This window comes from Paraglaciecola sp. 20A4 (assembly GCF_011378905.1).
GTDB lineage: Bacteria > Pseudomonadota > Gammaproteobacteria > Enterobacterales > Alteromonadaceae > Paraglaciecola.
The window spans coordinates 22,650-49,628 of the sequence record NZ_WTPY01000033.1; the positions used below are offsets into that span (position 1 = coordinate 22,650).

The 26,979-nt window shown below is 43.5% G+C and carries 23 protein-coding genes; 12 read left to right on the top strand and 11 right to left on the bottom strand.

Annotation, left to right across the window (positions count from 1 at the left end; translation table 11 throughout):
• Positions 1 to 329 precede the first annotated feature (329 nt).
• The 4 genes from GQS54_RS20035 to GQS54_RS20050 all read left to right on the top strand — a co-directional run bounded on the left by GQS54_RS20035 (position 330) and on the right by GQS54_RS20050 (position 3,233).
• The gene (locus tag GQS54_RS20035) at positions 330 to 1,094 is read left to right on the top strand and encodes an undecaprenyl-diphosphate phosphatase (RefSeq protein WP_166425696.1); all 765 of its coding nucleotides are present in this window, start codon (positions 330 to 332) and stop codon (positions 1,092 to 1,094) included.
• A gap of 163 nt (positions 1,095 to 1,257) precedes the next feature.
• Complete coding sequence (locus GQS54_RS20040) at positions 1,258 to 1,764, top strand: helix-turn-helix transcriptional regulator (protein ID WP_205967859.1); 507 nt, start codon at positions 1,258 to 1,260, stop codon at positions 1,762 to 1,764.
• Positions 1,765 to 1,978: 214 nt separating this feature from the next.
• On the top strand, positions 1,979 to 2,356 hold the full coding sequence (locus GQS54_RS20045; protein ID WP_166425697.1) for a VOC family protein: 378 nt from the start codon (positions 1,979 to 1,981) through the stop codon (positions 2,354 to 2,356).
• A 256-nt stretch (positions 2,357 to 2,612) separates the two neighbouring features.
• Positions 2,613 to 3,233 carry an FMN-binding negative transcriptional regulator gene (locus tag GQS54_RS20050; protein ID WP_166425698.1) on the top strand — a complete coding sequence of 207 codons (621 nt, stop codon included), beginning with the start codon at positions 2,613 to 2,615 and terminating at the stop codon, positions 3,231 to 3,233.
• A gap of 159 nt (positions 3,234 to 3,392) precedes the next feature.
• Here GQS54_RS20050 and GQS54_RS20055 read toward each other — a convergent pair whose 3' ends face one another.
• The 7 genes from GQS54_RS20055 to xdhA all read right to left on the bottom strand — a co-directional run bounded on the left by GQS54_RS20055 (position 3,393) and on the right by xdhA (position 11,520).
• Complete coding sequence (locus GQS54_RS20055; RefSeq protein WP_166425699.1) at positions 3,393 to 4,598, bottom strand: urate hydroxylase PuuD; 1,206 nt, start codon at positions 4,596 to 4,598, stop codon at positions 3,393 to 3,395.
• 21 nt (positions 4,599 to 4,619) lie between these two features.
• Complete coding sequence (gene guaD, locus GQS54_RS20060) at positions 4,620 to 5,918, bottom strand: guanine deaminase (protein WP_166425700.1); 1,299 nt, start codon at positions 5,916 to 5,918, stop codon at positions 4,620 to 4,622.
• A gap of 16 nt (positions 5,919 to 5,934) precedes the next feature.
• The gene (uraH, locus tag GQS54_RS20065) at positions 5,935 to 6,267 is read right to left on the bottom strand and encodes a hydroxyisourate hydrolase (RefSeq protein ID WP_166425701.1); all 333 of its coding nucleotides are present in this window, start codon (positions 6,265 to 6,267) and stop codon (positions 5,935 to 5,937) included.
• Positions 6,260 to 6,769 (bottom strand): 2-oxo-4-hydroxy-4-carboxy-5-ureidoimidazoline decarboxylase, encoded by a 510-nt coding sequence (gene uraD / locus GQS54_RS20070; RefSeq protein ID WP_166425702.1) that lies wholly within the window; start codon positions 6,767 to 6,769, stop codon positions 6,260 to 6,262. Before uraD ends, uraH begins: the two co-directional genes overlap by 8 nt.
• On the bottom strand, positions 6,766 to 7,659 hold the full coding sequence (gene xdhC / locus GQS54_RS20075) for a xanthine dehydrogenase accessory protein XdhC (RefSeq protein WP_166425703.1): 894 nt from the start codon (positions 7,657 to 7,659) through the stop codon (positions 6,766 to 6,768). Before xdhC ends, uraD begins: the two co-directional genes overlap by 4 nt.
• 1 nt (position 7,660) lies before the next feature.
• Entirely contained in the window at positions 7,661 to 10,012 is a 2,352-nt protein-coding gene (xdhB, locus tag GQS54_RS20080) for a xanthine dehydrogenase molybdopterin binding subunit (RefSeq protein WP_166425704.1), read from the bottom strand.
• Between the two features lie 65 nt (positions 10,013 to 10,077).
• Positions 10,078 to 11,520: a xanthine dehydrogenase small subunit gene (xdhA, locus tag GQS54_RS20085; RefSeq protein ID WP_166425705.1), complete on the bottom strand. Its 1,443-nt coding sequence runs from the start codon at positions 11,518 to 11,520 to the stop codon at positions 10,078 to 10,080.
• Between the two features lie 319 nt (positions 11,521 to 11,839).
• Between xdhA and GQS54_RS20090 the strand changes: the two genes are divergently transcribed.
• Positions 11,840 to 12,484: a TetR family transcriptional regulator C-terminal domain-containing protein gene (locus GQS54_RS20090; RefSeq protein ID WP_166425706.1), complete on the top strand. Its 645-nt coding sequence runs from the start codon at positions 11,840 to 11,842 to the stop codon at positions 12,482 to 12,484.
• A 13-nt stretch (positions 12,485 to 12,497) separates the two neighbouring features.
• A complete protein-coding gene (gene puuE, locus GQS54_RS20095) occupies positions 12,498 to 13,403 on the top strand; it encodes an allantoinase PuuE (RefSeq protein WP_166425707.1) in 906 nt (301 codons plus the stop codon).
• A gap of 186 nt (positions 13,404 to 13,589) precedes the next feature.
• On the opposite strand, the gene GQS54_RS20100 is transcribed toward puuE, so the two are convergent.
• A complete protein-coding gene (locus GQS54_RS20100) occupies positions 13,590 to 14,921 on the bottom strand; it encodes an NCS2 family permease (RefSeq protein WP_166425708.1) in 1,332 nt (443 codons plus the stop codon).
• A gap of 399 nt (positions 14,922 to 15,320) precedes the next feature.
• Here GQS54_RS20100 and GQS54_RS20105 point away from each other — a divergent pair, with 399 nt between their 5' ends.
• The 6 genes from GQS54_RS20105 (at position 15,321) to GQS54_RS20130 (ending at position 22,743) form a co-directional block, all read left to right on the top strand.
• Positions 15,321 to 16,343 carry an adenosine deaminase gene (locus tag GQS54_RS20105; protein ID WP_166425709.1) on the top strand — a complete coding sequence of 341 codons (1,023 nt, stop codon included), beginning with the start codon at positions 15,321 to 15,323 and terminating at the stop codon, positions 16,341 to 16,343.
• A 317-nt stretch (positions 16,344 to 16,660) separates the two neighbouring features.
• Positions 16,661 to 18,127 (top strand): NarK family nitrate/nitrite MFS transporter, encoded by a 1,467-nt coding sequence (locus tag GQS54_RS20110; protein WP_166425710.1) that lies wholly within the window; start codon positions 16,661 to 16,663, stop codon positions 18,125 to 18,127.
• Positions 18,128 to 18,157: 30 nt separating this feature from the next.
• The gene (locus tag GQS54_RS20115) at positions 18,158 to 19,870 is read left to right on the top strand and encodes a bifunctional protein-serine/threonine kinase/phosphatase (protein ID WP_166425711.1); all 1,713 of its coding nucleotides are present in this window, start codon (positions 18,158 to 18,160) and stop codon (positions 19,868 to 19,870) included.
• A 424-nt stretch (positions 19,871 to 20,294) separates the two neighbouring features.
• Positions 20,295 to 21,521 carry an alginate export family protein gene (locus GQS54_RS20120; RefSeq protein WP_166425712.1) on the top strand — a complete coding sequence of 409 codons (1,227 nt, stop codon included), beginning with the start codon at positions 20,295 to 20,297 and terminating at the stop codon, positions 21,519 to 21,521.
• Positions 21,522 to 21,796: 275 nt separating this feature from the next.
• Positions 21,797 to 21,994, top strand: a complete 198-nt coding sequence (locus GQS54_RS20125; RefSeq protein WP_158770199.1) for an antitermination protein NusB — start codon at positions 21,797 to 21,799, stop codon at positions 21,992 to 21,994.
• A 29-nt stretch (positions 21,995 to 22,023) separates the two neighbouring features.
• Positions 22,024 to 22,743 carry an SIMPL domain-containing protein gene (locus GQS54_RS20130; RefSeq protein ID WP_166425713.1) on the top strand — a complete coding sequence of 240 codons (720 nt, stop codon included), beginning with the start codon at positions 22,024 to 22,026 and terminating at the stop codon, positions 22,741 to 22,743.
• Positions 22,744 to 23,074: 331 nt separating this feature from the next.
• Here GQS54_RS20130 and GQS54_RS20135 read toward each other — a convergent pair whose 3' ends face one another.
• From GQS54_RS20135 to GQS54_RS20145, 3 genes are read right to left on the bottom strand one after another with little or no spacing between them, the layout of a single operon-like run.
• Entirely contained in the window at positions 23,075 to 25,696 is a 2,622-nt protein-coding gene (locus tag GQS54_RS20135; RefSeq protein ID WP_166425714.1) for a cation-translocating P-type ATPase, read from the bottom strand.
• A gap of 1 nt (position 25,697) precedes the next feature.
• Positions 25,698 to 26,282, bottom strand: a complete 585-nt coding sequence (locus GQS54_RS20140) for a hypothetical protein (protein WP_166425715.1) — start codon at positions 26,280 to 26,282, stop codon at positions 25,698 to 25,700.
• 6 nt (positions 26,283 to 26,288) lie between these two features.
• Positions 26,289 to 26,558: a DUF211 domain-containing protein gene (locus GQS54_RS20145; RefSeq protein WP_166425716.1), complete on the bottom strand. Its 270-nt coding sequence runs from the start codon at positions 26,556 to 26,558 to the stop codon at positions 26,289 to 26,291.
• Positions 26,559 to 26,979 lie beyond the last annotated feature (421 nt).

Genomic DNA, 26,979 nt, shown 5'->3' on the forward strand with positions numbered 1-26,979 from the left:
GCTTAGTTACCAAGTATTTAGTATCGATAGCATGAACCGCTACTTTTCAGGGTAGCTACTCAAGGCCGACTTGATTAGGCTACTGTGTTACTTACCCTAATATTTGAAACAGCGTGCAACATAATCCTTGGATGGCATTTTCGTAAACCGTGTAAAATATAATGATCACGCATGACGTTCTTATCTAATGAGTCTTCGGCGAAATATCTTGTACTTGAAATTCAATACTGCCCGAGCCATGTGTGTATCATCGTTCTCGTCGATAGGTTTGATGGGAGTGAGTAAATTGGCGATTAGGCCATATCTTAATTAGGTTTATAGAAAATAGTATGGATTTTTTACAGTCAATAATTTTAGGCATCATTGAGGGTGTTACCGAGTTTTTACCTATTTCTTCAACTGGTCACCTGATCGTTGCAAGTAGTTGGTTAGGCATTGAACAGACCGAGGCAAATAAAGCGTTTGAGGTTATCATTCAGCTTTCTGCCATCCTTGCTGTTATTGCTAATTATAAAGACAAATTCACTTTAAAACACCGCGACTTATGGGTGAAAGTGCTGTTGGCCTTTATCCCAATTGGCTGCATCGGATTGTTATTCCATCAACAGATTAAAGACTTTTTTACTGTTTCAATCGTGGGCACGATGTTCATTGCTGGCGGAATTGTCTTTTTAATTGTTGAGTATTTTTATAAAGAACATTCTGAGCAAACAATCGGGATAGAAAATATATCCTATAAGCAAGCCATGTGGATAGGCGTTGCCCAAGTATTTGCCCTTATACCGGGCACAAGTCGAGCCGGGGCTTCTATAATTGGAGGCTTACTGGTTGGGTTGAACCGAAAAGTCAGCGCGGAGTTTTCTTTTCTGTTAGCGCTGCCTGTACTTGCCGCTGCAGCTGGGTTTGATACTTTAAAACACTATAATGAGTTTAGTGATGGTAATTTACTCATTTTGTTAGTGGGTTTTGTGACCTCCTTTGTTGTTGCTTATTTGTCGATTAACTTATTTATGCGTTTTCTGGACAGATTTACATTCGTTGCATTCGGAATATATAGGATTGTGTTCGGTGTGATTTTGTTGTGGCTAATGTAATAACACGCGTTAGTAAATATTCAGGTAACCGTTATTTATACGGCGAATACCCCGCCAGCACTCTATTGACGTGCTACTGTCGTACTAATGGCATATAAATGACGTATTAAAAAAGGCAAGACTTCTTCATATTAATCGCACTTATATGAAGAGGAAATGAAAAATGGATATGCAATTAGATAAAGACACGTTGAAGACTCAACGAGACACTAGAGCCTGGAGCCAAACGCAGCTGTCTGAGGTAACAGGCTTAAGTTTACGGACAATTCAACGAATTGAAAAATCTGGCGTGGCGTCCCAAGAATCAGCTAAATCGTTGGCGTCAGTTTATGAATGCTCTATCACTGAGTTATTGGTCAAAGATATCTCTTCATCTGATGAAAATAGGTTTTCTATCAATAATATGAGTTCGACCGCTAAGATGATCCATTTAGCCGTGTTATGTCCCGTGCTTGGCATTGCACTTTATTTATTTTTCACGGGACATAGTTCAACCGAATGGGTTGCCCTCATTAGAGATTCTATTTTTAGCAGTGCGATTTCACAAGATAGGCTAGATAAAATAAGCTTGTTGATTTTGGTTCTGGCGGTAGGATTACCATCGTTAATCCCTGGCTTTATGTATGATTTTATAAGTAAAGACGGTGGCCTTTTAAAACGTTTACCTTAGAAGTATTGAATTACGTGGTACCTCGTTACTGATTAATTAAATTTATTGCTACGGCTGTAAAGTGCTGATAACTTGTTGAGTTAACTAATATTACATTCAGGTTAGCGCTGATTTATCTGGACTGTTTACGCCTACTGATTAGGCTAAATAGTAATTGGTTTCGTCAGGTTGGCCTAATTTTAAATGCCAGAAGGCTATTGCAAGGAGTATAATTATGTTCAGTCACGTGATGATAGGTGTTAACGATATGGAAGCATCAAAAGCGTTTTATGATGCCACTATGGCTGTTTTGGGATACAAACCTGGTGTTATGGATGATAAAGGGCGTTGTTTCTATTTTGAAAAAAGCGGAATATTCGCGTTAACTAAACCGATCGACGGTGAGCCCGCTTGTCATGGGAATGGTTCGACTCTAGGCTTTAAGGTGGAAAGCGTCGAGCAAGCGGAAGCTTGGCATGCTGCTGGTTTAGCAAATGGTGGCGTCGCTTGTGAAGATCCTCCTGGTGTTCGCGGATCGGGTGAAACTCAAATGTACCTTGCATATTTACGTGACCCAGCGGGTAATAAAATCTGCACTTTGATCCGCGTATAGGATCTCTCGTTTTATTGCTTGATAATATTCAACGTCAAATTATAAAAAAGTGCTCAAAATAGAGCACTTTTTTGTATCTGCTTTACAAGCCTAGTTTATTCATATCAATGTCATCTTTAAGATTATCCTGTACTGTTACACTCGTATTTTTCTATGGTGATTGTAAACAGTAAATGTCGCTTAACACTTTGACTGTCATGTTAAGGGAGTATTTTGAGTCTCAATGCATTAACAATAAAACTAATAGGCGTTATCCATGTTTATTCCAAATAATATGCGTATGCAAGGCGATAAGGCAATTGCACAGTTTATTAATGACCATAGCTTTGGGATTTTGGTGTCTGAGTCATTAGAAGCGACGCACATTCCATTTATTTTTGCGCCGGATGAGGGCGAAAATGGCGCGTTATATGGGCATCTCGCAAAGGCGAATCCACAATGTAAGCAACTCGCGCAAGAGAATGCGTTAGTTATTTTCAGTGGCCCACACGCATACATTTCGCCAACTTGGTATGAAACCGGTCCTGGTGTGCCTACATGGAATTATTCAGCAGTGCATTGCATCGGTCGTGCATCTTTATTAAATGAAGATGATACAGTGCAAATTATCGATCGTCTTGTAGCCAAATATGAACCTGAATTACTAAATAACAAAGTTCTGATGCCACAAGCTTATCAGGACAAGCTTAGGCAAGCGGTGGTTGGTTTCAAAATAATTATTGATCACGTTGACGCCAAAGAAAAATTAGGACAACAACGAAAATCGGCAGATCAGCAAGGCGTGTTTGACGCGCTTTTACAAAGTACAAATGTTAGCGACAATCAACTTGCCGACTACATGCAGCACAGAAAACTGGGTACCGGAAGGGCAGGATAAAAGTTGAATTTTATAAGGTTGCTGATAAATTTTTGCGAACAGCATTATACCGAGCGCACAGGGATAACTATGATCCCTGTGCGTAAATGGCCTTTATTGGATTTGCCCAATAAAGGCCAGTGAAACGTTCTTTTTAAACATTGATGTCATCTAATGTCTTTATTGCTCAATCCATTTACGTATCGCTTCGCGGTCTTGCTCAGTCATACCGGTTTTGTTCATTAACGGCATATCTTTGGTCACTACCGCACGCTGATATATTAGCGGCGCTTTAGCGCGAATATGTTGCCATGTATCAAATATCAATCCCAGTGGAGCAACTACAAATAAGTTGTCTGTTGGTTTTGCTGAATGGCAATTAGCACAGTGAGTTTGAACTACATCAAAGGCTTTTTGTTCGACCGCGTTGAGCATCACAGGAGCTGATTGAACTGATACGGATGTGGCAGATGATTCTTCTGATTCGCGAGGATAAGATACCCAACCAGCAATGAGCAGCATGCCAATCGCGCCAGTAATAAGCACTGACGGCCGTGAAATACCAATATGTTTTAAGTTGAAGTAATGACGTATCCATGCTGAAACCACCCCAATTGCCATTAATACCGCCCAAGCTTGTGGGTGTTGAAACGTCATAGGGTAATGGTTACTGATCATAATAAACAGTAATGGCAGCGTTAAGTAATTGTTGTGTACCGAGCGTAATTTAGCCCCTAAGCCCCAAGCGGGATCAATTTCTGTATTATTGCTGACAGCGTCAACCATTAGGCGCTGGGCAGGCATTATTTTGAAAAACACATTACCAGCCATAATGGTACCAATTAAGGCGCCTACATGCATAAACGCACCGCGACCACTAAACCAATGGGTCGCTAAGTAACTTACTGCACCAAGCAGCACAAGTAACATAATACCGAATAGAGCAGGGTAGCGACTAAGCGCGCTGCGACAGGCGCCTTCGTAGATAAACAGCCCCCCGAAAATAAGTCCTAATCCACGAATAATGGCGTCTTTAGGCGTCAAATCCATAACTGTGGGGTCAATCAAGTAAATGGACGCACCATAATAATAAATTAAGCTGAGTAATAAAAAGCCGCTTAACCATGTTGTGTAGGCTTCCCATTTAAACCAATGCAGCGTTTCAGGGATTTTTTCAGGACCGCGCTGGTATTTAGCGACTTCGTAAAATCCGCCACCGTGCACTGCCCACAAGTCGCCTTTAATGCCTTTATCTTGTTTCCATTTTGGCGGAGTGCGTAAGTTGTTATCTAGCCATATAAAGTAAAATGACGCACCAATCCACGCCACGCCAGCAATGACGTGAAACCAACGTATAAATAATGATGACCAATCAAACCATGCCATGCTGAAGTTCCTTGTTTATTATTATTCTGTGTGTGTTTGATAAACCGGCTCACCGGCGATATAGGTGGCGCTGATGGCTCGATCATCTGCCAACATGCTAAGCGCAAAAATAATATCTTGTACGTCGTTGTGTTGCTCGAATCTAAGGGTGGTTAATTCATCAAAATTAGGGTTAAGCACGACGAAATCCGCATCTGTACCGGGGTTTAAGTTGCCTATACTATCTGCTAAACCATGGGCAATCGCCGCGCCTTGCGTCATCAAATATAAGCCATGAAGTGGTTGTAATTGATCGCCGCGCAATTGACCTACTTTATAGGCTTCACCTAAGGTGCGCAGCATACTAAAACTCGTGCCCGCACCAACATCTGTTGCTAAAGCTACTGGTATATTGTATTTCTCAGCTGTTTTAAGATCGAATAACCCACTGCCTAAAAACAGATTTGAGGTGGGGCAAAAAGCGATACTTGCGCCGCTTTGTGCCATTCGTTGCCATTCATGTTCCTGCATATGAATGCAATGTCCAAAAACTGCTTTGGGGCGCAACATATTAAATTTATCGTAGACATCAAGATAACCATTATGTTTGGGAAACAGCGAATTTACCCAGGCAATTTCATGCAGATTTTCATTTAAATGGGTTTGAATATATACATCTGGATACTGCTGGGCTAATTCACCTAAAAGGTGTAATTGCTCGGGACTACTGGTCGGCGCAAAACGAGGGGTAATGGCATACAGTAATCGATCTTTTTTGTGCCAACGGTCAATTAATTCAGCGCTTTCTATCTGGGCTTTTTTAGGCGTATCTTGAAGCCAAGTTGGGCAATGTCTGTCCATACAGACTTTACCTGCAATCAGCAGCATATTGTGCCTTTGGGCAGCAGCAAATAATGCATCGGCTGCGCACTGATGTACCGAAGAATAGACCATGGCACTGGTAGTGCCGTGACGGTAAAGTTGGCGTAAGAAAATATCAGCAATGTGCGCCGCATACTCGGGTTCGGCAAATTTACGTTCCGTGGGGAAGGTGTATTTTTCTAGCCAATCTAGTAGTTGCTCACCAAAACTCGCAAGCATCTCTGTCTGGGGGAAATGCAAATGGCTGTCAATAAAGCCGGGTACAATGAGTTGGCCAGAAAAATCATGGATTACAACGTCAAGATATTGATTTTCAATGTTTTTTCTTTCACCTGTTGCAATGATTTTACCGTTACGCGTAACCATTGATCCGTCGTGTATATAGGTATAATCATCTTCAGGATGGTTACTTTGTTGTGTAAAGTGCAAAATAGATGCGAGGTATAAATGTGTTGTCATTGAATAAAGTATTCCATTAGCTACCGCGGTAACTACTAAAGCCAAAAGGCGAAATAAGAAGCGGGATATGGTAGTGACCGCCGTCTTGCGTTATTTCAAAATGCACATCAACGAAAGGATAAAATGCGCTACCGTGCTGGCTAGATAAATATTCCCCGGTCACAAACCTAAGGTGATAATACCCAGCTGAAATAACTAATTTTCCCCATTGATTACAGCGGCCATCAGCGTCGGTTATTGCATGGTTAATATCACCATTAGGAGCGGTTAATATAAGCTGCATATTTGAGGCTGGTTTACCTAGTGTGGTGTCCAAAACATGGCTGGAAAGTGACGGTGTTTTACTCATCTGATAAGCCTTTTAATATACGTAAATTGGTTATTTTAATCTGTTCATCACTCGCATTGGTAATCTCAGCGGGTGTGGTGTTGTCAATCCGTCGCTCAATTTCCTTAAGCATGGTGTGCGCATCGAGTCCACTGGCGCAAATGATAAAAATAAAACCGTGTTTCTCTTTGTAAGCCTGATTTAATTTTTGTAACGCGATTAACGTCGCTTCATCCGCTTGACGAGCGCCATCTTGCTCGTTGCTCGCCATGGCTTTAGTGCTGGCATACTTTTCACGTAAGCTATTGATATCGCCAATCATTGGATGAGCATCGAACGCTTGTAAAAAGTCCTCGCGTTTCATTTCTTGCCAATTAGCCCTTGCCCGCTGAAGGACATTAGGCGTATTAGCATAAGGACGCTGTTCTTGCATTTTGGTTACCCAACGTTTGGCTGCGCAAGTTTGGGCGAAAAATTTTTCCGCGTTTTCAACGGTACTGTTATTCAGTTCATCTAAGGTCATAATAAGTCTTTAAGCTCTTTTGAAGCGCGCCATACTTTCGCTTGTTTCTGGCGCTGTGTTCCACTTTTATTGCTCTGATCTGCGTTGATTTGCCCATCTGTAACACCTTTACAATTGAGGCGTTGAATAAGCTGCCCTGCAATAGATATGGCCACCTCAATCGGACGTTTTCCGGGTATATCCAATATGCCAATTGGACTGACTAAACGGTTTGGCTCAAAAGTGTCCGGCATACGAGCGGCGATACGGGTGGCAAAGCGCTTGGCTTTGGTGTTTGAGCCTATCATGCCGATATACGGCACGTCAGGGCGCTTAAGTGCCGCTTCCACAATCGCGTAATCTAACTGGTGGTTATGGGTCATTATTACCACCCAACTGTCATTAGGTGCTAACGAAATATGCTCAGCTGGTTCGTCGCTAACAATCATCTTTAGGTTGGCGAAATTGAACGTTTCCTTGCCCCTTGGAAATAGCTGTTCTCTTTGATCAATCCATTGTATTTGCAAAGGCAATTGTGCCAGCAGCGGTATCAGGGCGTGAGCTACATGTCCGGCACCGAAAACTTGCACGGTTTGACATTGCTCTACCATCACTTCGAATAACACATTCACCGCACCACCGCAGCATTGCCCTAGTTTGCTTGATAAGGGGTAATGCTCAATATGTTGAGTATGCTCATTACCCGCTAATAAAGCGCGCGCCAGCTCTGTGGCTGCAAATTCAAGATGACCGCCACCTATAGTATCGAACGTTTCATCACCGGTAATGACCATTTTGCTACCATTACCGCGAGGGGTTGAACCTGCAGATGCCAACACAGTCACTAATACATAGGCTCTACCTTGTTCTTGGCATTGATGTAGGGCGTCAAACCATTTATTGGTGTTCATATTAGTTGTGCACGCTGATTGACGTGTTACAAAGCGACTCGATGCACTTCAGTACTGCTTCAGGTGTGGCGGGCGCTGGAAGTTGCGGGTCCTGTTTATAATCCGTGAGACTTGATATGGCGTCTTTTAAAGCGCACCAGACAGAATTGGCTAGCATAAAGGGTGGCTCACCTACCGCTTTTGAGTGATAAATACTGTCTTCATCATTATCCCGCTGATACAAATCAACGTTAAATATTTTTGGTGTATCACCAATAGCGGGGATTTTATAAGTGGCAGGGTTGTTACTTATCAATCGGCCGTTATCGTCCCATTTTAAGTCTTCAGTGGTTAGCCAGCCCATACCTTGTATAAAGCCACCTTCAATTTGGCCAACATCAATAGCAGGGTTTAAACTGCGCCCTACATCGTGAAGAATATCGACACGTTCGACCTTGTATTCCCCGGTTAATATGTCAATGGCGACTTCAGAAACCGATGCACCATAAGCGAAGTAGAAAAATGGGCGTCCGTTACCTGTGCTGCGGTCATAATGAATTTTCGGTGTTTTATAAAAGCCAGTAGATGAAAGTGAAACGCGGCCAATGTAAGCATTTTGGACAAGCTCTACAAAATCAATACTATGCTTGCCTAACATAACCTTATTATTAGCGAAGATGACATCTTGGGCAGTTAAGCCAGAGGCATTTATTTCAGCGGCATAAAATTCAGCTAAGCGTTGCTTGATAGTAATACAGGCATTTTGCGCTGCTTTACCGTTTAAGTCAGTACCGCTGGATGCGGCGGTTGGTGACGTATTCGGCACTTTATCTGTGCGGGTAGATGTCACTTCCACGTCATGCAGGGAAATACCAAATTCATTGGCAACGATTTGGCCAATCTTGGTATGCAGACCTTGGCCCATTTCTGTGCCACCGTGATTTATTTGCATGCTGCCGTCTGTGTAAACATGGAGCAAGGCACCCGCTTGATTCAAATGTTTGGCGGTAAATGAAATACCAAATTTAACCGGCGTTAGCGATAGGCCTCTTTTAATAATGGGGCTAGTTTTATTGAATTCGCCGATGGTTTTTCTGCGCGCCCAATAATCTGACGAGTCTTCTAAGCGGCTGATAATATCCTCCAATAAATTGTGTTCGACAGTCATACCGTAGGGCGTAATATTACGCTGATTTTCACCGTATAAATTTAGCTTACGCACCGTTAGCGGATCTTTATTTACGCTACGTGCGATGGCATCCATCATAGCTTCTGCCACTATCATCCCTTGCGGCCCACCAAAACCACGGTAAGCGGTATGTGAAACCTGATTGGTGCGACAGCGATGACCAGCAACATTAACGTTCTCAAAGTAATAACCGTTGTCACAATGAAACATAGCTCGGTCGACAATGGCGTCGGACAGGTCAGGGGAGTGTCCGCAATTGCCATTTATTTCTATATCAGCCGCATTTATCAGTCCATCTTTATCAAAACCGACCTTGTAATAATTCTCGAAGGGGTGACGCTTTCCCGTCGCAATCATGTCTTGCATGCGTGGTAAGCGCAGTTTTACTGCACACTGGTTTCGCTTGGCGAGTAAGGCTGCAATGCATGCCCATTGAGCAGCCTGAGTTTCTTTACCGCCAAACCCACCGCCCATACGGCGCATATCCACCACGACCTTGTGCAATTTACAATTTAACACTTCCGCAATCAGTTTTTGAACTTCGCTAGGATGTTGGCTTGAGGTATAAACCAGCACTCGGTCTTCTTCTTCATTAATGGCCATGGAAACCTGGCCTTCAAGATACATATGTTCTTGACCACCAATGCTTAGATGATTCTCGGCGGTGAAGTCACTGACTTTATATGCCGCAGCAAAATCACCCTGTTGCATGTAATGAGGTGGGCGCACAAAATTACGTTGTTGCTTGGCCACTTCGATGCTTAAACAAGGTGCAGTTGGTGCTATCTCTATTTTTGCCTTAAGGGCTGCTTGACGAGCGTGTTGTACGGTGTCGGCGAGGACTGCAAATATCGCTTGGCCGTGAAACAGCACGTTGTTTTGCGCGAAAATAGGATCGCCATCAAACACCGGGGCAATATCAATATGCCCTGGCACATCGTCAACGGTAATTACATCTATTACCCCCGAGCTGGCCCATACTTCAGTGAGATCTAACGATTTGATAACCCCTGACGCCGCAGGGCTAGTGCCAATAGCGGCAAATTGTAAATTAGCAGGCTGGGGCATGTCATCGACGTAACGCGCCTGTCCACTGACCTGACGAATGGCACTTTCGTGAGGATGTGATTTACCAACTTTACCCTGTGGGTTGTTAGTAAAGGGCTGTTCTATCAGTTTACGCATGGAAACAACCTCGCTGTAACGCTTTATGGGGGGGGGGCGTTCGATTGTATCGTACCGGAATGAAGTTATTCATAAGCGTGCACCCGCGTCTCTATTTTATGGTTTTGCTGATTACTTTGTAACCAAAAACGTTTCCAAAGATTAACGATCATTGTTTGCCGATAGTCCGCACTTGCACGTACATCGTCGATAGGGTTAAACGCCTGACTCAATGCATTTTTACCGGCTTCAAACGTGGCACTTTGTGACCAATCTTTACCCACTATTGCAGCGCGTAAATCGGTTGCTGAGGCGGGGGTAGCAGCAACGCCACCAAAACCACTACTCACATCCTGAATCACATTGTCATTATCGATCGTTAGATTAAACACTGCACATACGGCTGATATATCGTCTTCTTGGCGTTTAGATATTTTATAGGCACTGATTTTGCTATTCGGTTTTTTGTATGGGATAAAAATAGCTTCAATCCATTCATCTTTTTGCAACAGTGTTTGCCGATAGCCCGTGAAGAATTCATTGATGGGGATGTCTCGGCGGGTTGAGCCATTGTCTACTTTAACGCGTGCATTTAGGGCTAAAAGAGCAGGGGGCATGTCACCAATCGGCGACGCGTTTGCCACATTACCACCCAGCGTTGCTTGATTTCGTATTGGGGTAGATGCAAAACGGTCGAGTAGCTCATGTAACTCGGGAAAATGTGACAGTAACAGTGTTTCCATCTTGCTTAATGGCACTGCTGCACCAATGTTAAGGCCTGAGTCTGTCTCATGCAAAACGTGCAGTTCGGCAACGTTTGTCAGGCTAATAAGCGTCGGCAGGCTTTTTAGCTGTTGGGTGACTTCTAGTGCTAAATCTGTACTGCCAGCGAATTTGCGCCCATTAGGGTGAGTTTGTATGACGTGCGCTAATTCAGCTCTACTGGTCGGCATTAAAAGGTTATCAAGGCCCGCTTTAGACATATTTAATTGGGTTAATTGCGTCAAAGTTGTTATTTGACTCTGGCTAAATTTATCGTCGATTGTGCCCGTACATGATGCTACAGCGGCATCAATAATAGGACGGTAACCGGTACAGCGACATAAATTTCCACCAAGGGCGATATTGATTTGTTCTCTGTTTGGTACTTCGCCTTGCTGATATAAAGCAAACATTGACATAACAAAGCCGGGTGTACAAAAGCCGCATTGTGAACCGTGAGCGTCAACCATAGCGGCTTGCACCGGATGAAGCTTATCGCCGTCAGCTAAATGCTCAACGGTTAACAGTTGTTTGCCATGGATAGCAGATAAGAAAGTGACGCAACTATTTAGAGCGCGATACTCAAGTGCAGAGCCATGATCGTTTGCCTGCGCAATGACGACGGTGCAAGCACCGCAATCGCCTGATGCGCAACCTTCTTTAGTACCGCTTAAGCGGCAATCATCCCGAAGGTAATTAAGCAGTGTTGTGTCTGCTTGAGTTGCATCAATGTGCACAGCTTTGTCGTTAAGTAGAAAGCTGATCATAGTTATCTCCGAGTGAGCCAGTCATAAATAGTGTGAATACTATTTATATAATAACGTGAATTAATACAAAAACCAGACCAACTGGTCAGGTTCTTGCAATTTAGTTTACAGCTCTTGGTATCATGAGTGTTTGGTGTCGTTGTATTTTTCATGCTGGAGTGTATGAATCAATGCGCGATTAATGCCTAAGTCGCTAATTTTTAATGATTAACGTACCTATAGGCAAAGTAAGGTTTTTTAGGTAGCATGTTAACTAATTGTTAATGAGGCTTGACCGGCTAGAGATACTAGCCATAAATAAAGGGAACTAACGGATTCAATGAGTGACTCATTATCGAAAAAAAATGACAGTATCGGTGCAATAAATCGTACGAATATTCTCGCGGCTGCGGAAAAAGAGTTTGCAATTCATGGGTTTAAGGGGACTCGGGTGCAGCGTATTGCGGACCGAGCGGAGCTGCCAAAAACCAATGTTCTATACTACTTTAAATCTAAAGACGGTCTGTATTTAGCTTTGCTACAAGAAATTTTAAGCCTTTGGAATAGCAGTTTTGATAATGCCAAGGCTCAGGACGACCCAGCAGAGGTACTGGCGACGTATATCGCGGACAAAATGGAAATATCCCGTCTTCGTCCTGACGCGTCGAAGATTTTTGCACTGGAAATCATCAACGGTGCACCAAACTTGAGCAGTTTTTTTAAAGATCAACATTCATCTTGGATGAATTCACGGGTTTCGGTGCTGCGTCAATGGATAGAATTGGGAAAGCTTCCTGAAATTGATCCCCATTATCTTTTATTTAATATTTGGGCAAGTAGCCAACATTATGCAGATTTTTCTGCGCAAATTACTGAACTAAAAGGCCAAGCGATGGATCAAATCGAATTCGCAAACGCCACCAAGAGTTTAGTTAAACTTATATTGCAAGGCTGCGGCCTAACAGTACCACCACGATTTCAATAACAAGAGACAGGAAATGAACCACGCGTATCCACGAGACTTAATTGGTTATGGCGACACTCCGCCCAATCCAAACTGGCCAGGCAAAGCAAAGATTGCAGTACAGTTTGTGCTTAACTACGAAGAAGGGGGGGAGAGCAGTGTGCTACACGGCGATGAGGCGTCCGAAGTATTTTTATCGGAGATCATTGGCGCACAAGCATATCGAGATCGTCATCTAAGCATGGAATCCATGTATGAATATGGCAGTCGTGCAGGTTTTTGGCGCCTTCATCGGTTATTTGAACGACTGAACGTTCCCATCACGGTATTTGGTGTAACGATGGCGTTGCAGCGTAATCCTGAGGCCGTTGCGGCAATGAAAGAAGCAAATTGGGAGATTGCCAGCCACGCCATGCGCTGGATCCATTATCAAAATATGCCTGAAGCGCAAGAACGCAAAATGATCGACGCATCAATGCAACTCCATCAGGCGATAACGGGTTCAAAGCCCAAGGGGTGGTATACCGGCCGTACGAGTCCAAATACACTTAAGCTGATCTCCCAACGTGATGATCTGCTTTATTGTGCGGACTCTTATGCAGATGATTTACCTTATTACGACACCAATCACGATAAACCTTTGCTGATTGTGCCTTACACGCTTGACACCAATGACATGCGTTTTGCAAGTGCCCAGGGATTCAATAGCGGCGAGCAGTTCTTCCAGTATTTAAAAGATGCTTTTGACGTATTGTATGAGGAAGGTGATTACGCCCCTAAAATGCTCTCAATCGGTTTACATTGCCGTATTATCGGGCGACCCGCACGTATGGCCGCCTTACAGCGTTTTATTGAGTATGTGCAAGAACATGATCGCGTCTGGTTATGCACTCGTCAAGAAATTGCTGAACATTGGCGAGATAATTTTCCGTTCAAATAAGGCAATTCAATACCATCAAAAATGTGAATTTTGCGGAATTACATAGCTAATAGATAAAATAAATGTGCGTCAAGCTGATGATTTTAAGTAATAACATTTAGAGCAAGATATAAAAAACCGTGATAATCGACCAACTATCACGGTTTTTTTTCGCCCTTTAACTAACGTTAAAGTAAGGCAATAGTCCTACTTTAAATCGAGCACATAACGCAGTACAAAGACCGCCGCCATAGCGTAGGTAATCCATGTCACTTCTTTATATCGACCAGTACCAACCATTATGCCCACGTACGTAATAAAACCCAGTGCGATGCCTTCGCTAATACTAAATGTGAGCGGCATGGCCAATAAAGCAACCGAAGCAGTGGAAAGAGCGGTGAGATCCTCAAAGTCCAATTGCTTAAATGAGTCCATCATCAATATACCCACCATGATTAATGCTGGTGTCGTCGCCATAAGCGGGATCACTTTCATCAGTGGCGTGAAGAATAAGGCAAGCAAGAAACACAAGGCGACAAACACACTTGTGAGACCTGTACGTCCGCCTGAGGAAACACCCGCTGCGGATTCTACGTAAGAAGTGACAGGAGACGTGCCTAGAGCCGCACCTACTACACTTGCTGCTGCGTCTGCGGTCATCGCAGGGCCAATTTTGGGTAATCTTCCTGCTTTATCTAGCAGATTGGCTCTGCGAGAGACGCCGATTAACGTGCCTATGGTATCGAACATATTGACGAACAATAGAGCAAAAATAAGATCCCAAGTCGTGGCGAAATTTTCGATGGGGTACATGATGTCCATGGCAAAAAATGTATTGCTCATGCTGTCGGGCATACCGATAAACGAATCGGTGTGCTGGGTTAAATAACCGTCACCGACAGGAATAAAGGCACCTATTAAGGTAAGGATCAAAACAGAAATCAGAATTGCGCCCGTGACGCGTTTTATGAAAAGTACAATCGTCAGTAGAATTCCAGCCACGGCAAGCATGGTTGCTGGTTCAGACAAATCGCCTATGGTGACAAACGTAGCTGGGTGATCGACCACAATACCGGCATTCTTTAAACCAATGAAGGCGATAAATAAACCAATACCACATTGCACGCCAATTTTTAACGCCGCAGGTATGGCATCAGCAATTTTAGTGCGAACCCCGGTAACCGATAACAGTAAAAACAATATACCGTTCCAAAATACGATACCTAGGGCCGCTTCCCATTGAATATCCCGCGTTAAACAAATGGTGAAGGCGAAAAAAGCGTTCAAACCCATCCCTGGTGCCATTGCGATAGGATAATTGGTCATAAAGGCCATTAGCAATGTACCAATACACGCAGCTAATGCGGTAACCGTGATCAGGCCGACCACAGGCATGCCACCAGCAGATAAAATACTGGGATTTACCACCAAAACATAAGACATTGCCGCGAAGGTCGTTAGGCCTGCAATAAATTCGGTTTTAATATTGGTGCCATTGGCTTGCAGTTTAAAGAGCTTTTCGAATATAGCGTTAAACATAGGGACTTCTCATTGTGGGTTCTCTTTCTAGCCTGGGCGGGCCGATGATAAAGTGGTTAAAGTAAACCGGTGAAAGCAAAAACCTGACCATTTAGTCTAGCTTTGGTGTGATTTATGCTGAACAATGATACACAAAGTGACAGCTGTACGCTTATTGGAACGGTTAAAGACGAATAAAATAATGGCTAATATTGGCTATAGTGACAATAAGTTCGGTTAAAATAGGTTTAATAACAAACGTTGTGGCGTTGTTGCCCTTCGATGGTGCGCGTTACGCCTTGAAATAGTGCGAGCTTTTATGGGGTTGGCCATAAGCTATAATACCTCGATTCACCTAACAAAGCGTTCAGTGCGTGACAATCGTTACAATGAGTACAATAAGAGGATTTAATAATAAAAATGCCCGTTCATAATTTATCTACCGCAAATTTAATCAATTCCCTGCCCAAAGCAGAATTGCATTTACATATTGAGGGTACCCTTGAGCCTGAATTAATGATGGCATTAGCAGCGAAGCACCAAGTGACACTACCGTATTCAACTATTGATGATGTGCGCCTTGCCTATAATTTCGATAATTTACAAAGCTTTCTGGATTTATATTACCTCGGTGCGTCAGTGCTGCGTGATGAAGATGATTTCTATCGCCTAATGTGGGATTACCTGTGTAAATGTAAAGAAGAGAATGTGGTCCATGTGGAAATGATGTTCGATCCGCAAACCCATACTGAGCGCGGCATCGATTTTGCGGTATTTATGGCTGGCTTCACCCGTGCCATGGCACAGGCTGAAAAAGAATGGGGACAGTCGAGTTTACTTATTATGTCGTTTCTACGCCATTTAAGTGAACGCAATGCATTTGACACATTAACCGCTGCGGCGCCGTATTTGCCTATGATCACGGCAGTGGGACTCGATAGCTCAGAATTGGGTAACCCACCGGAAAAATTCACGCGTGTCTTTGCCAAAGCCAAAGAACTTGGCTTAATGCGGGTGGCCCATGCGGGTGAGGAAGGCCCCCCTGAGTATATTTGGAGCGCATTACATGACTTAGACGTACATCGTATCGATCACGGCGTGCGCAGTGTTGAAGATGGGGCATTGATGAAAGAATTGGTCAGCAGACAAATGCCGCTGACAGTATGCCCATTGTCGAATATAAAATTATGTGTGTTTGATCACATGAACGAACATAATTTATTGACGTTATTGGAACATGGCCTAATGGTGACAGTTAACGCTGACGACCCGAGTTATTTTGGAGGGTACCTTAACGATAACTATCATGCATTAGCGGCACACTTACCAATAAATAAGCAGCACATTAAAACACTCGCCAGTAATAGTTTTAAAGCAAGTTTTTTAAGCGAAGAGAAAAAAAGTCACTGGCTAAACCAAATTTCGAATTTTGATGCAGATTGACAAAGCGCAGAGCCAGCAAGCACGGATTCTGTGCACCATGCACTATTTTAAACCTTTTTCTTGTACTGATAACTAAGACAATACCTCCATTTATTTAGTAAGTTATTGAATTTAATTGTTTTTATGTGATTGGCATCATTACTGCATTTTAAACCTTGTATGCACTTGTGTTGTTAATAATTATAAAACTAAAAACACACACTTAATCATTACAGAAACGTAATTTTTAAGTAAGGCAATGTAGCCCGCAACGACTTTCCGTGTCCTGGAGTCGTTACGGGTTTTTTTTTGAGAAAATTTTCTAATGAGTAATATAAATGAGCGTTGATAAATTTAATTTACTGTCCTTTACCGGCAAAATGAAAACTCTACATCTATCTTGGATAGCCTTTTTTATTACATTTATGGTGTGGTTTAACATGGCACCCTTAAAAGGCGCCATCGTCGATGGTGTTGGCCTGACGCTCAGCGAATGGAAAACCTTACTCATTATAAATGTTGCCTTAACGATCCCAGCGCGGGTCATTATCGGAGCCTTAACGGATAAGTTCGGTCCGCGTATCGTATATTCTGCTTTAATGGGCATCTGCTCTATTCCGTGTTTTATGTTTGCCCTCGCTGACAGCTTTACCCAATTAGTCATTGCCAGATTTGCCTTAGGGTGTATCGGCGCTGGATTCGTTGTGGGAATAAGAATGGTAAGTGAATGGTTCCCCCCAAAAGAATTAGGCACTGCTGAGGGCGTATATGGTGGCTGGGGTAACTTTGGTTCAGCAGCTGCGGCCTTTACATTACCGACCTTAGCGATATTTTTTGGTGGCGAAGATGGCTGGCGCTATGCAGTCGGCATCACGGGCTTAATGAGCTTATTATTCAGTTTTGTTTATTACAAAAACACCACTGATACCCCTAAAGGTTCCACTTATTTTCGCCCCAAGAATTTAGGCGGCATGGAAGTCACCAGTGTTGGAGATTTCTATTTATTGTTATTTATGAAAACGCCAATGTACTTAGCTCTTGCTTTACTTAACTGGAAGTTGTCTCCCCAAGGTGTATCACTACTAGGTGAAAATGTCGTGCTCATTATCTACCTTGGGTTGGTCGCCTTATACGTTTATGACGCTTATGCCACCTACAAAGTGAACAAAGATATCTTTGTCACGCCAGTGCCGGAAGCACATCGCTATTCTTTCAAACAAGTGGCGGTTTTAAACGTTTTATACTTCGCTACGTTTGGCTCAGAGTTAGCTGTTGTGTCTATGTTACCGGCATTTTTTGCCGAAACGTTTGAATTAAACATGGCAACGGCTGGTTTACTAGCCGGTATGTATGCGTTTATGAATTTAATGTCTAGGCCTGGCGGTGGGATGATATCAGACCGTTTTGGTCGTCGAAAAACCTTACTTATTTTGACTGCAGGTTTAGCGATTGGTTATTTTTGCTTAAGTTTGATTGATTCAAGTTGGCCTATTTGGTTAGCTGTTATTGCGGTCATGGCATGTTCGTTCTTTGTACAATCAGGGGAAGGGGCTGTCTTTGCTGTAGTACCGTTAATTAAGCGTCGATTGACCGGACAAATAGCTGGCATGACTGGGGCGTATGGTAATGTAGGTGCCGTTGTTTATCTGACTGTCTATTCACTGGTTGATACTGCGACTTTCTTCACGGTTATCGGATGCACCGCTGTTATCGGTTTTATCGCCCTGTTCTTTATGAAAGAACCATCGGGTGCCATGACGGAAGTGCGCGAAGATGGTAGTGTTGAATTGATCCACGTTACTTGAGAATCAGTCACTGTTGATGAGTTATAATTTTTGGAAAAACTAAAATTAACATTCGGTGGTTTTTCCACTCAGGGGGTAAAGGCAGAAAATCAAGATGCCTTTGCCGCCTACTTACCTGAAGACTCAGATTTAAGTGCAAAGGGCGCAGTCGCCGCCATTGCTGATGGTGTCAGTGTTTGTACGCGTGCCCGAGAAGCCGCTATTACCTGCGTGACTAATTTCATTCAAGATTATTACCAAACCCCGCAAACTTGGACCGTTAAACATGCGTCTAGCAAAATACTGCAAGGCCTAAATAGATGGTGTTACGGGCAGCACGATTATGAACATGGTGGTCATAGTCAAATGGTCACCACTTTTAGCGGCATGGTGTTTAAGTCGACTTCTGGCTTTATTTTACATTCCGGCGATAGCCGTATTAGCCGCGTTCAACATAACGATTTTGAGCAACTTACGACGGATCATGTTTCCCGCCAAGGTGGTAAAAATGTGCTCACTCGAGCGGTGGGGATTGAAGCAAATCTGGACGTAGACTTTCGGACCCTTGAATTAGAGCTCGATGATATTTTTGTGTTTACCTCAGATGGTGTCCATGAGTTTTTGTCGAATAAAGAACTGCTGGTATTTATCAAAGATACCAGTGTTAGCTTAGAACAACGGGCAAATAATATTGTTGCTGCGGCGCTCAACGCAGGCAGTGACGATAATGTCACGTGCTTGTTAGTGCATATCACTGAATTACCCAATGCCAGCTTAGACGAACATTATCGACAGTTGATGCGCTTAGCAATGCCGCCGGCGTTAGAAGTCGGAATGAAGTTAGAAGGCTACCGAGTGGTCCAAACCTTATTCAACGGCACTCGAAGTAGTTTGTATAAAGTCGTTAATGAGCTGGACGGTAAAACCTATGGGTTAAAGATCCCTTCACAAAACTTTGTTGATGATCCGATATATTTGAGCGGATTTCTGCGCGAAGAGTGGGTAGGGCAACATATTAAGCATCACAATGTGATGAGAATATTTAAACGTCCTGATAATGCTAAATTCATGTACCACATATGCGAATTCATTGACGGGCAAACATTGCGTCAGTGGATGGTAGACAATCCTTTACCTTCCATAGAGCAAGTTAGGGGAATTATTCGGCCATTGGTTGACGCCTTACGGGTATTGCAGCGAAAAGATATGGTGCACCGTGATGTAAAACCTGAAAATGTTATGGTGGATCACAATGGCGAAGTAAAACTTATCGATTTTGGTACTGTTTTGGTTAATGCGCTAGTTGAAACCAACTCTTTGCCACAAGAGAATATCGCGTTAGGTTCAGTGCATTATATCGCGCCAGAGTATTTACTTACCCAGCGTAGTGACCATAAATGTGACATGTTTTCTGTGGCGGTAGTGGTGTATGAAATGCTGACTGGGCACTTGCCGTTTAAACCGTTTCGTTATCAAGACTATATTCCCAACGCATATCATGAATGGGAGTATCAGGCGGTTACCAAATTTAGAACTGATTTACCATTATGGATCGATTTGACCTTAAAGAAAGCGTTGCAGCCCAATCCAATCAATCGTTATCAGGCATTCTCAGAATTTATGATGGATTTATCTCAACCTAATCAACGATTATTGTCGGCTATGCAAAAACAACCGTTAATACAACGTAACCCGCTATTGGTTTACCAGGGGATTTGCGTCATACAACTAGGCATTATTCTGTTTATGATATGGAAAGGGTAAATAAGACCATTCCAATAATAAATTGATAGAGCACAAACCAAGTGCATATGTGCACGTTATCGGTTGAGCACCGTGCTTGAATCAAAAGATATAAAACTTAAGCTATTGAAATATATAAATAAATAAAAATGGCATCACAGATGCATAGAAGAACTTGTAACAAACACGGTTGACGGCGTCATCTTTCAAAAAGTGAATTGATGCGTCAAAAAAATAAGAAAGGCGTTAACGCCTACGTGTGTGTTCAGACAGATATGTAAATCTTGCCATGAGGCATATTTACAGCGAGGCAATGTAGCCCACAACTATTCAATTTTTGGATAGTTGTGGGTTTTTTTTTGGAAAAAATAGCCACGATAAAATCCCCATCAGCCCAAAGAGTTGGGCTGAGCAAAACATATTCTAACTGACCAAAGGAAAAAACATGGGCGCACACACGAAACTAAATCATAAAAATAAATCAAAATTAGCCCTAATGGTGGGTCTGTTATGTGCCGGTGCGAGTATCGGTCAAGTCCAAGCCGAACAAAGTATTACTCAAGCGCTGAAAGACGGAACTGCCGCAGTCGATTTGCGTTTGCGTTATGAGAATGTTGAGCAAGATACTAACGATGCCAATGCCTTAACGCTGCGCACGTTGCTAGGCTATACCACCGGCAGCTTTAAAGGTTTTTCAGCCAAAATTGAAGTGGAAGATACGCGCATTGTATTAGGTGAGGGAGATTATACTGTTGGGCCAAGCGGTTATAACGTGGGGCAATATTCTGTTATCGCGGATCCCGAACATACTGAGTTAGATCAGGGCTATGTACAATATCAAAACGAGAATTTGACAGCGAGATTTGGCCGGCAGGTGATCGCGATGGACAGCCACCGATTTGTCGGGCACGTTGGGTGGCGCCAAGATCGACAAACCTTCGATGGGGTTAGCGTTAAATACGCACCAAGTAAAGCGCTCACCTTAAATTATGCCTATCTTACACAGCGTAATCGTATTTTCGGCGAAGACGCCGATCTTGATAGTAAAGATCATCTTATCAACGCATCTTACAAAACATCGGTTGGTACGTTTGTGGGATACAGCTATTTACTGGAAGTGGATAATGAAACGGATAATTCGCTTGATACCTATGGCGTAAGTTTCAGTGGTAGCAGCAAACTTGCAGACACGACAATATTGTACGGTGCTGAATATGCCACCCAAAGTAGTGAAACGGCTACCACTGACTTTGATGCGGATTATTTAATGCTTGAAGCAGGTGTCAAGCTTTCCGCTGTGACAGTAAAACTCGGTTATGAGTCGTTGGGTTCAGATGATGGGCAGTATGGTTTTTCCACCCCTCTAGCTACCTTGCACAAATTTAACGGTTGGGCTGACATGTTCCTCAATACACCTGCTCAGGGCCTTGTGGATGTAAACGTAACCTTAGCAGGAAAATTAGCCGGCGGCGGATGGAGCGTGGTGTACCATGACTTTAGTGCCGATAAAGATAGTGATGTTATTGATGATTTAGGCAATGAAATCGACCTTAGTTATGTGCGTAAATTTAGTGGAGGTTATGCCACGGGCATTAAATACGCGGCCTATTCAGGAGATAGCGGTTTACAAGATACCGACAAGTTTTGGTTGTGGGGCAGTGCGTCTTTTTAATAATAGTAAAAGGTTGTGAATAGTGATTAGGATACGGCCGATATGATAGCCGGTTGTTGTACCTGATATAGCGCTATTAAAAGTTGAGGCTTAGAAAATACATAATAAAACTAAATTGCAAGTCAGCACTGAGTGCTCGACTTGCTTTTTTTTATGCGCCTTGCGCTGAACCATGCGTTACAAGCGTTAAAAAAGAAGCATGATTCAATAGGGTTTGATAAGCTAGTTATTGAACATCAAATTGCACGCTATTTTTAATACTTTCAAGGATATATATGTCGGAATTCGAATCCATCGCCAATACTAGCTCCTATTTTGTTGGCTGGTTTACACTTGCATTGATTAACGCCGGGTTAGCACAAGGTAAGGGCCGGAACGGGCTGATATGGTTTATTGTTTCTTTGTTTGTCGGTCCTATTGCCACTCTATTGATTGTTGTGTTTGAAAACTTAAATAAGCAACGTCACTTTTAACGTAAGTTTGTTTGGATAAAGCGTAAATTATGGATACTCGCGGAAAAGGTTCAGCGTTAATTTTAGGTGCGTTTCTATGCGCAGGTTTGGTTGCTCTTGGTTATCAAATCAGTCATTCGGTCATAGAGTATCGCCAGTTTGAGCGCAGCGTTACTGTAAAAGGCTTATCTGAGCAGGAATATCCTGCTGATATCGTCATTTGGCCTATTCAATTTACCGTGGCGGATAATTCCCTTGAATCTCTTTATGAGTCGATAGAAAGCAATACCGCGTTAATCTCTGATTTTTTAGAAGAGCGGGGTATCGCCGAAACCGACATCAGTATATCAGCGGCCGCCATAACGGATAAATCCGCTCAGCAGTATGGCGGTAATGCGACTCCAACTTTTCGTTTTACCGCAGTGCAAACGGTCACTGTATATTCGAGTAACATCCAACTTGTGCGTGGTGTGATGGGGCAATTAACCGAATTAGGCAAAAAAGGCATTGTGCTAAATCAAAATAATTATCAGGCCAATGTTGAGTACATTTTCACGCGATTAAATGAAGTTAAACCCAAGATGATCGAAGAAGCAACCACCAAAGCCCGTGAAGTAGCCCAGAAATTTGCGAAGGATTCAAAGAGTGTGTTAGGCAAGATTAAACGCGCATCGCAAGGCCAATTTAGTATTAGCGCTCGGGATCGTAACAACCCACATATTAAAAAATTACGGGTAGTTTCCACGGTTGAATATTATCTATCTGATTGAGGTTGTATTCATTCATTGGGTTGCGCATTGGAGCAGGTCCTTACCAAACCGACCTTTTATGCTGGCCCATTCGTCACTCTGATACAAGCCACACTTTTCTTAAATTTGCAGCCTGACTCGATGCTAAACACGCACCTTTACAAGGCATGTGATACTTACTTGCTACGCTTGTTCCCATTTATGTGATTAAAGGGGCGTTTTCCGTTACATCTACGTCATTCAACTACCACATATAACGAAGCGCTGCATATATAACTAATAGATTTTGTCTGATTAGGCTTAAACATGCGCCGCGCACTATAGGCCTCTGATTATGCCATTTAAAACCCAATTATTGCGCATATATGATCCCGCGGCGCATTAGCCATTTTTCAATCTCGACCGCAAACAGAATAAGAGAAGAAATAAACAGGCAAGCGGCGAGATCTAACATGGGTAGAGGCTGAGTGTGGAATATGGTGTTGAACGCTGGGGTATAGATCACCACCAACTGCAAGAATAGCGTGAGTATAAATGCTCCGAGCATCGGCAGATTACTTAGCAAACCAACTCGCCACATAGACGCACTCTCGCTGCGTACCGCTAGAGAATGAAACAACTGAGATACCGTCAATACGGTAAACACCATTGTTTGCCAGTATGCCACGTCGCGGGAAAGCGCCCAGGCTAAAGTCGCAAGGGATATGCCACCAATAAATAATCCGACCCATATAATATGTTTCCACATGCCATGAGAGAAAATGTTCTCATGTGGTGGGCGAGGGGCCCGTTTCATTATACCCGGCTCGGCAGGCTCGGTTGTTAATGCAAGACCCGGTAGGCCATCGGTCACTAAGTTGATCCACAAAATATGGATAGGCAGTAAAGGAATAGGCAACCCGAGGAATGGGGCGAGAAACAACGTCCATATTTCACCAGAGTTTGAACTCATGGTGTACTTAATAAACTTACGAATATTGTCGAATATGCGCCGCCCAGAACGTATCGCTCGCACGATCGATGAAAAATCATCATCCAGCAACACCATATCCGACGCTTCTCGTGCCACATCGGTTCCTTTTTGACCCATGGCCACACCAATATTCGCACGCTTCAATGCTGGGGCATCGTTCACCCCATCTCCCGTCATAGCGACAAATTCGCCCTTGGCCTGTAGCGCTTTCACGATGCGTAACTTTTGTTCAGGATCTACTCTGGCATAGACTCTTATTGTTTCAACAAGTTGAGAGAATTTTTTATCGGGTATCTTTGCTAGTTCATCACCGCTTAACATCGCTTGCTCGTCATCAGTAATGCCGAGGCGCTGTGCAATGGCCATCGCCGTTCCGGGGTGATCGCCTGTTATCATGACAGGAATAATTCCCGCGGTTAGACAATCAGTTACCGCTTGGGACGCTTCAGGTCGGGGGGGATCAATTAACGCCACCAGCCCTAAAAATATTAGCTCACGCTCCACCGTTTCTGCCTTCAGTGGCTCGGGTAATCCATTGAACTCACGTTTTGCAAATGCCAGTACGCGGTAACCTTTATTTGCCAACTGTGCCGCCTCAGCCAGCACATCCGCAATGTCAAATTTCGTGACACTATCGTTACCCAAACTTTGGGTACATTGTTGTAGTACCCGTTCCGGCGCACCTTTAATATATCCGGTCACCCCGTCAGATGTTTGATGCAAGGTTGTCATCTGTTTTCGCTCACTATCAAAGGCGATAGCGGCTAAGCGCGGCTTCTGTTGCTCTAAGACAAACTTGTCAAAACCAGCACTTTGGGCTGCTTCAAACAGGGCCAGTTCAGTAGGCTCACCAGCGGGTTTATCATCTTTAACGGTGATGTCATTGTTCAGTGCCATGGCATATCCCAGTTCTGTCCTTGGACTGTTAGCCCCTGACTCAGACAATGATTCAAATCTTTCGCCCGCAACGAAAAATAACTCAGCGGTCATAACATTTTGTGTCAATGTACCAGTCTTGTCAGTGCAGATGTAAGTAACTGACCCCAAGGTTTCCACCGCGGGTAAGTTACGCACCAAAGCGTTATGACGGATGAGTTTACGTGCACCCAAAGCAAGTGAAATGGTCACCACTGCTGGCAGGGCTTCAGGTATCGCTGCAACAGCCAAACTCACCGCGGTTAAAAACATCAGTAATATGGGCTGCCCTTGCAATAAACCTGCGCCAAACACCAGCATGCATATTGCCAGCACGGCTAAAGCAAGGTAACGGCCAAAGCGAGACAACCGGGTCTGCAAGGGGGTTTTAGCGCTCGCCTCGTCTTGCAGTAGTCCCGCAATCTGGCCTATCTGTGTCGCCATTCCACTGGCAACCACCACGCCCTTACCGCGGCCACGTGTAACCATGCTGCTTTTAAACACTAAATTAAAACGGTCACCTATAGGCAACTCAGGATCAGCTAAAGACGCTATTTGTTTTGCTATTGCATGTGACTCACCGGTCAATGCCGATTCATCGATTTGAAGCTCTTCTTCCTCCAATAACCGCAAATCAGCAGGTACTATATTTCCTGCCTCGAGCATCACTACATCACCGGGCACCAGTTGTGCTGCGTCTATCGTAACTTCATGTGCATCACGTAATACATGCGCATCTGGTGCGGCCATTTTTCGTAGCGCTGCTACTGCCTGTTCTGCTCTAAATTCTTGTACCGTGCCGATGATCGCATTCAGTAACACGATCACCAAAATAGCCACGGTATCTTGCAGTTCACCAATAAATCCCGAAATGAGTGCAGCCACAAGCAACACAACAATCATAAAGTCAGAGAACTGACCGAGTAAAATAAACAACAGGGAACGTCGCTTTTTTTCGACAAGCGCGTTGGAGCCATATTCGGCCAGACGTTTTTTGGCTTCATCTGCTGATAGGCCAGAAAGCGATGATTCAAGCTGCTGCAGAACATCAGCGGGTGATAAATTGTGCCACTTGAATGTTGACATGTTAATTTCCGGCCAAGAAGTAAATAAGCGAAGCGGTTATCAGTGCAACCAATAAGGTCTGGATGCCACTGCGTAACCACGTTACTCCCGATATTCGGCCCAGAAAAACCCCTAATAAAAACGTCAGTAGGAGTGCAACAAAGCTAGCAGCATAAAGGGGAGAAAAAGGGAGGTTGACGCCCGCATGTGCCAGCCACAGAGGTAACAATATTAGCAGTGAAATAACCAGCGGTGCCAAGCCATTAACGAGTCCAATCAACAGGGGGACCCAGCGTGATGCAACACCGTGAGCACTGCCATGAAGATCACTGATCATTGACCTTTCTAGCTTTCCCAGAGCATACTTTCGTTCTGCTGACTCGCTGATATAAGCGCTACTGATACCGCTCATGCCCAAAGCGATAGCAGCGCCTAAACAGACGCTAATAATCATGGATAAATCGACAGGCTCACTGACAATAAAGCCCATGATCAACCCAAGCATCGTTAGTGCGCCATCAAAGCCATTGACAACAAAATAACGACGCACTATTCCTTGCGAGCGGGTGATATCGAGCAAGAACAGAGCCTGCCTAAACAAACTCATAAAATATTAATTGACCATGGTTTCATTATGCACTTCAACCTCATCAATACTGTGAATCGAACCACCCATATTGGTAATAGCAGATTGGACCGCGTTAAAATTAATTGCGTTACCTTTAAGCTCAACTTGAACTGTTTCGGTATTTTCATCTACGTCAATTACCACTAATTTAACGCGATAATCGATACCAGCTTGCGTAATGGCCTGTGAAAAATCAAGGGCATTAGGCTGATGAGGTTTGAGTACATCCAGCACGATCCTTTTGACGTTAACCATAATGTGCCGCCCTTAAATTTCAGTTATCTTAACCATAGTCTATAAATCCTTGCCGTTATCCCCAGAGCTATATTTTCATGGGGAAACCCATTTAATAGCACAATCAAGGCGAATGAAAATCTTAAGGTTCACTTCTGGATATAAATCAATTTTTCAGCCCGCATCATCGTTTTACGTTTCTACGTGTTATCAGTTGTTTGGGCATGACTAACGAAATACAGCGTAATAATTGATGGGCCTTATTCTATGAAATGACATTCCGCTTATGCCGGCTTATTCGCCATGTATGGATTGGGTAAATACACCTACGCATTAACGAATAGGCACAAAAAAGCCGGGGCCACTTTGAAGTGACCCCCAATAGTTGGACATTCCAATTACTGGGGGTCTTTTTATGTCCAAACATCATAGAGTATTTAAG